The sequence below is a fragment of the Streptomyces sp. FH025 genome, from assembly GCF_017427025.1.
In the GTDB taxonomy this organism is placed as follows: Bacteria; Actinomycetota; Actinomycetes; order Streptomycetales; family Streptomycetaceae; genus Kitasatospora.
The window spans coordinates 1-5,387 of the sequence record NZ_JAFLNG010000544.1; the positions used below are offsets into that span (position 1 = coordinate 1).

A 5,387-nucleotide genomic window follows, 5' to 3' on the forward strand; every position below is an offset into this window, starting at 1 on the left:
CAGCCCCACCCGAGGTCCACCCCCAGCCGCGCGCGCACCAGCCCGCGCAGCGAGTAGGCGAAGAAGCCGATGATCGAGGCCTCGAAGACGATGTACGCCATCACCGCGAGCAGCCCCGAGGCCATCCCGGCGACCCGGCCCAGCCCGTGCGAGATGTACCCGTAGAACGCCCCGGCCGCCGTGATGTGCCGGGCCATCGCCACGTACCCGACCGAGAACACCGTGAGCACCACGGTCGCCAGGACGTACGCGGCCGGCGCTCCGACCCCGTTGCCCTGCCCGACGATGATCGGCAGGTTCCCGGTCATCGCGGTGATCGGGGCGGCGGTGGCGATCGCCATGAACACCACGCCCACCAGGCCGACCGAACCGGCCTTCAGCCGCTCCACCCCGCCCGGCGCGGTCCGCTCCCCGGCCGCGCCCCCGGTGGTGTCCCCGCTGCGGACGGCCATCCGGCCTCCTCGTCTGCCCGGCCTCCCGCCCGGCCGGATCCGGCCGAGCGCTGACTGCCCGACAGCATCGCGCGCCGAGGGGCCGCCCGGAGAACCGGCGATCAGCCACCGGTGCACCGGAGTTGACGCCGTGTTCGACCACCCGAACGCGACCGCCGAACGCGACCGCCCGAACGCACCGATCCGGAAACGGCGGCGGCCGGCCCGGCTTCCCGAGAGAGCTCTCGCGAAGCCGGGCCGGCCTTGGGCGTGTCCCGCGCCCATGTCCACCGGTGCGGCGATCACCCGGTCGAGCGGTCACCCGACATGACCATCCCGGGCGGTCGGCTCGCCCCGCACCAGCGGTGGTTCAGAAGGACCTCACGGGTCAGAGCGCGACGCCGTGCGCGCGCAGGTAGGCGACCGGGTTGATGTCCGAGCCGTACTCCGAGCCGTTGCGGATCTCGAAGTGCAGGTGCGGGCCGGTCACGTTGCCGGTGGCGCCGGAGAGGCCGATCTGCTGGCCGACGGTGACGCTCTGACCGATCTTCACACCGATCGAGGAGAGGTGCGCGTACTCGGCGTAGTGGCCGTCGGCGAGCTTGATCTCGACCTGGTTGCCGTAGGCGCCGCCGTTGCCGGCCTTCACCACGACGCCGTTGGCGACCGCGCGCAGTGGGGTGCCAGTGGAGGCGATGAAGTCCTGGCCGGTGTGGTGGCCGGAGGCCCACATCGAGCCGGCCACGCCGTAGGCGGTGCCCAGCTTCGGGTTGGCCAGCGGGGCGACGAAGGCGGCGGAGGCGGCGACCGGAACGGCGTTGACCGTCTGGGCCGGGAGGGCGGTGACAGCCTGGACCGTGGTGGCGGTGACGGCCTTGACCGGGGTAGCGGTGGTGGCCTGGGCGCTCAGGGTGGTCACCAGCGGCAGCGCGAAGGAGACACCGGTGACGGCGGTGGCGATGCCGATGCGGGCGGCACGGGGCAGGGGGATACGACGAGCCTGTGCAGGCATGGAACTTTCCTCTCCCACGCCTACGAGGTGAGCTGTCGGGTTCGGGCTGGAGTTGCCCGGCCGCGTGCGCGGCTTCACCCCTAGCCGGTCCTGGACGTTCACGCTCGAAAGCGCGAACTCCCGTCCGGCGACTTACCTGTGGGTCCCCCGCTCCTGCCGTGCAGAGCTCAGTTCGAGCCACCGGGCAGCGGCAGGACTCGGCGTTCCACCCGGTGGATCCGTCCGGGCTGGCCGGTCGGTTGCTGAACTAAAACCCATCCGTTCGGGTGAAGCAATGTCGATCTATCGATCCGACGGGCGATCCCGGAGGCGCGCTCACCCTCCGGAAGACCGCCCGTACCATCCGTACACAATCCATTCACCCGGCGCCACTGATCCGCGACCCTGCGCCGAACTCCGCACCCCTGCGCGACCACCCGCTCACGCAGCGCCCATCACCGACACACCACCCGGTGACCCTTGTCACGTACACCTTCCGGGGCGCAGGATCGGGCCGTGGCCACCTCCGCGGCCGGCACCCTGCGCCTGGGCACCGCGCAGGGTCGCTGGGTACTCCTGGCAACGGTGCTCGGTTCCAGCATGGCGATGCTCGACGGCACCGTGGTGAACGTCGCCCTGCCCCGGATCGGCGAGGACCTCGGCGCCTCCCTCGCGTCCCTGCAATGGACGCTGAACGCCTATCTGCTCACCCTGGCGGGCCTGATCCTGCTCGGCGGCGCGCTCGGCGACCGGTACGGGCGGCGCCGGGTCTTCCTGATCGGCGTGGTCTGGTTCGCCGTCGCCTCCGCGGCCTGCGCGGCCGCCCCGACCATCCACGTGCTGATCGCCGCCCGCGCCGTCCAGGGCATCGGCGGGGCACTGCTCACCCCCGGCTCGCTCGCCATGCTCCAGGCCGTCTTCCACCCTGACGACCGCTCGGCGGCGGTCGGCCTCTGGTCCGGCCTCGGCGGGGTGTCGGCGGCCATCGGCCCCTTCCTCGGCGGCTGGCTGGTGGACGGCCCCGGCTGGCGCTGGATCTTCCTGCTGAACCTGCCGCTGGCCGCCGCCGTGATCGCGGTGACCTCCCGGTACGTCCCGGAGAGCCGGGACGAGTCCGCCTCCGGCCGCTTCGACGTGCCCGGCGCGCTGCTCGCCGCGCTCGCCCTCGGCACGATCACCTACGCGCTCACCGCGGCCGGGGAGGGGCTGTCCCCCGCCGTCTGGGTCACCGGCGCGCTCAGCCTGCTGCTCGGCGCCGCCTTCGTCGCCGTCGAACGCCGCGCGCCCGAACCGATGCTGCCGCTCTACCTGTTCTCCTCCCGGCTGTTCACCGCGGTGAACCTGGTCACCCTCTGCGTCTACGCGGCGTTCAGCGGGGTGTTCTTCCTGCTGGTGGTGCAGTTGCAGATCGTCTCCGGCTTCTCGCCCCTGCTCTCGGGCTTCGCCCTGGTGCCGATCACCGTGCTGATGCTGGCCCTGTCGGCGCGCGCCGGGCGCCTCGGCAAGCGGATCGGCCCGCGCATCCCGCTCACCGTGGGCCCGCTGCTGTGCGCCGCCGGAGTGCTGCTGATGCTGCGCACCGGCCCCGGCTCCTCCTACTGGCTGGACGTGCTGCCCGCCGTCACGGTGATGGGCTGCGGAATGACCCTGCTGGTCGCGCCGCTGACCGCGACGGTGCTGGCCGCCGTCGAGGTCCGGCACGCGGGCATCGCCAGCGGGGTCAACAACGCCGCCGCCCGCGCGGCCGGCCTGCTCGCGGTGGCCGCGCTCCCGGCGCTGGCCGGGCTGAGCGGCGACGCCTACCGGGTGCCGTCCGCGGTGGACTCCGCCTTCCACACCGCGATGCTGATCTGCGCGGGCCTGCTGGTCGCCGGCGGGCTGACGGCCTTCGCCACCGTACGGGGCAACGTGCTCGCGCCCGAGGACCACCCGGTCGCCGAGCCGGACTGCGAGTGGAGCTGCGGCACCACCCCGCCGCTCGACCCGGGGCACGTGCACACGCACGAGGGCCCCGCCACCGGAACGGCGGCAGGGCCCTCGCCCGAGAGCTGAGCGATCGTCAGAGGGTGTCGCCCCCTCGGAGGACTCCTGGAGAACTTCTGGAGAACTCTTAGAGGATGTCGCCCGGCGCGTACTTGGCCGCCTCCGGGTAGGCGGCCGCGACGGCCTCCACCTGGCGGACGACCTCGGCGACCTGCGCACCGGCCGCACCGGTGAAGGACAGCCGGTCGGCCAGCAGGGCGTCCAGCGCGGCCCGGTCCAGCGGGATCCGCTCGTCGGCGGCCAGCCGGTCCAGCAGCTCGTTCTCCCGGGCGCCTGCGCGCATCGCCAGCGCGGAGGCGACGGCGTGCTCCTTGATGACCTCGTGCCCGGTCTCCCGGCCGACGCCCGCGCGCACCGCGCCCATCAGCACCTTGGTGGTGGCCAGGAACGGCAGGTAGCGGTCCAGCTCGGCCTCGATCACGGCGGGGAAGGCGCCGAACTCGTCGAGGACGGTCAGGAAGGTCTCCAGCAGGCCATCGAAGGCGAAGAAGGCGTCCGGCAGCGCGACCCGGCGCACCACCGAGCAGGAGACGTCGCCCTCGTTCCACTGGTCGCCGGCCAGCTCGCCGGTCATCGAGGCGTAGCCGCGCAGGATCACGGCCAGGCCGTTGACGCGCTCGCAGGAGCGGGTGTTCATCTTGTGCGGCATCGCGGAGGAGCCGACCTGGCCCTCCTTGAAGCCCTCCGTCACCAGCTCGTGGCCGGCCATCAGACGGATGGTCTTGGCCAGGCTGGACGGCGCGGCCGCCAGCTGGACGAGGGCGGTGAGCACCTCGAAGTCCAGCGAGCGCGGGTAGACCTGGCCGACGCTGGTCAGCACGTGGTCGAAGCCGAGATGCCCGGCGACCCGGCGCTCCAGCTCGGCCAGCTTCTCGGTGTCGCCACCGAGCAGGTCCAGCATGTCCTGAGCGGTGCCGACCGGCCCCTTGATCCCGCGCAGCGGGTAGCGGGCGATCAGCTCCTCCAGGCGACGGAAGGCGACCAGCAGCTCGTCGGCGATCGACGCGAAGCGCTTGCCCAGGGTGGTGGCCTGCGCGGCCACGTTGTGCGAGCGGCCGGCCATGACCAGCTCGGAGTGCTGGGCGGCGAGCCGGGCCAGGCGCACCAGCACGGCCACCGTGCGGTCCCGCACGTGCTCCAGGGACTGGCGGATCTGCAGCTGCTCGACGTTCTCGGTCAGATCCCGGGAGGTCATGCCCTTGTGGATCTGCTCGTGGCCGGCGAGCTCGCTGAACTCCTCGATCCGGGCCTTCACGTCGTGGCGGGTGATCCGCTCACGGGCGGCGATCGAGCCGAGGTCGACCTGGTCGATCACCCGCTCGTAGTCGGCGACGGCCGTCGCCGGCACCTCGACGCCGAGGTCCTGCTGGGCCTTCAGGACGGCCAGCCACAGGTGGCGCTCAAGGACCACCTTGTGCTCGGGGGACCACAGCTGGGCCAGGGTCGCCGAGGCGTACCGGGAGGCCAGGACATTGGGGATCTGGGGCTTCGCGCTCACGCTTCGCAAGGGTAACAGTCGAGGTCACGCCGGACGTCGGCGGATGGGGTAGGCTGGGTCAATTGAGCGCCTTTCAGATGACGCACCACAAACTTCTCACCGCAAGGATATCACATAGATGAACGGACTTCCAGCGGAACCTGCTCTCGCCGACGCCCTGCGCACCGAGCAGGCCCACCTCACCCGGCTCTACGCCCGGCTGGACACCGTCCGCGACCAGGCCCGCCGCGCCGCCGACGACGCCCACGACACGGCCGCGCCCGGCGGCACCCACCAGGCCAGGCTGGAGCGCGAGGTGCGCGCCCGCGAGGCCGCCCGGCACGCCTCCCGGCTCGACGCCGTGGAACGCGGCCTGTGCTTCGGCCGTCTGGACGGACGAGACGGCACCACCCACTACATCGGCCGGATCGGCCTGACCGACGAG

General features: G+C 72.5%; 2 protein-coding genes, 3 pseudogenes and 1 riboswitch. Of the genes and pseudogenes, 2 read left to right on the forward strand and 3 right to left on the reverse strand.

Annotation, left to right across the window (positions count from 1 at the left end; all coding sequences use genetic code 11):
- Together J0670_RS28950 and J0670_RS39605 are read right to left on the reverse strand one after the other, a co-directional pair.
- Positions 1–452 (reverse strand): annotated as a pseudogene (locus J0670_RS28950) (amino acid permease); the annotation flags it as partial.
- A gap of 367 nt (positions 453–819) precedes the next feature.
- Positions 820–1,191 (reverse strand): annotated as a pseudogene (locus J0670_RS39605) (M23 family metallopeptidase); the annotation flags it as partial.
- Positions 1,192–1,445: 254 nt separating this feature from the next.
- Positions 1,446–1,621, reverse strand: a riboswitch (cyclic di-AMP (ydaO/yuaA leader).
- A 317-nt stretch (positions 1,622–1,938) separates the two neighbouring features.
- Here J0670_RS39605 and J0670_RS28960 point away from each other — a divergent pair.
- A complete protein-coding gene (locus J0670_RS28960) occupies positions 1,939–3,474 on the forward strand; it encodes an MFS transporter (RefSeq protein ID WP_307806744.1) in 1,536 nt (511 codons plus the stop codon).
- A 58-nt stretch (positions 3,475–3,532) separates the two neighbouring features.
- On the opposite strand, the gene purB is transcribed toward J0670_RS28960, so the two are convergent.
- Complete coding sequence (gene purB / locus J0670_RS28965) at positions 3,533–4,963, reverse strand: adenylosuccinate lyase (RefSeq protein WP_207814650.1); 1,431 nt, start codon at positions 4,961–4,963, stop codon at positions 3,533–3,535.
- A 118-nt stretch (positions 4,964–5,081) separates the two neighbouring features.
- Between purB and J0670_RS28970 the strand changes: the two are divergent.
- A pseudogene (locus tag J0670_RS28970) lies at positions 5,082–5,387 on the forward strand (hypothetical protein); the annotation flags it as partial.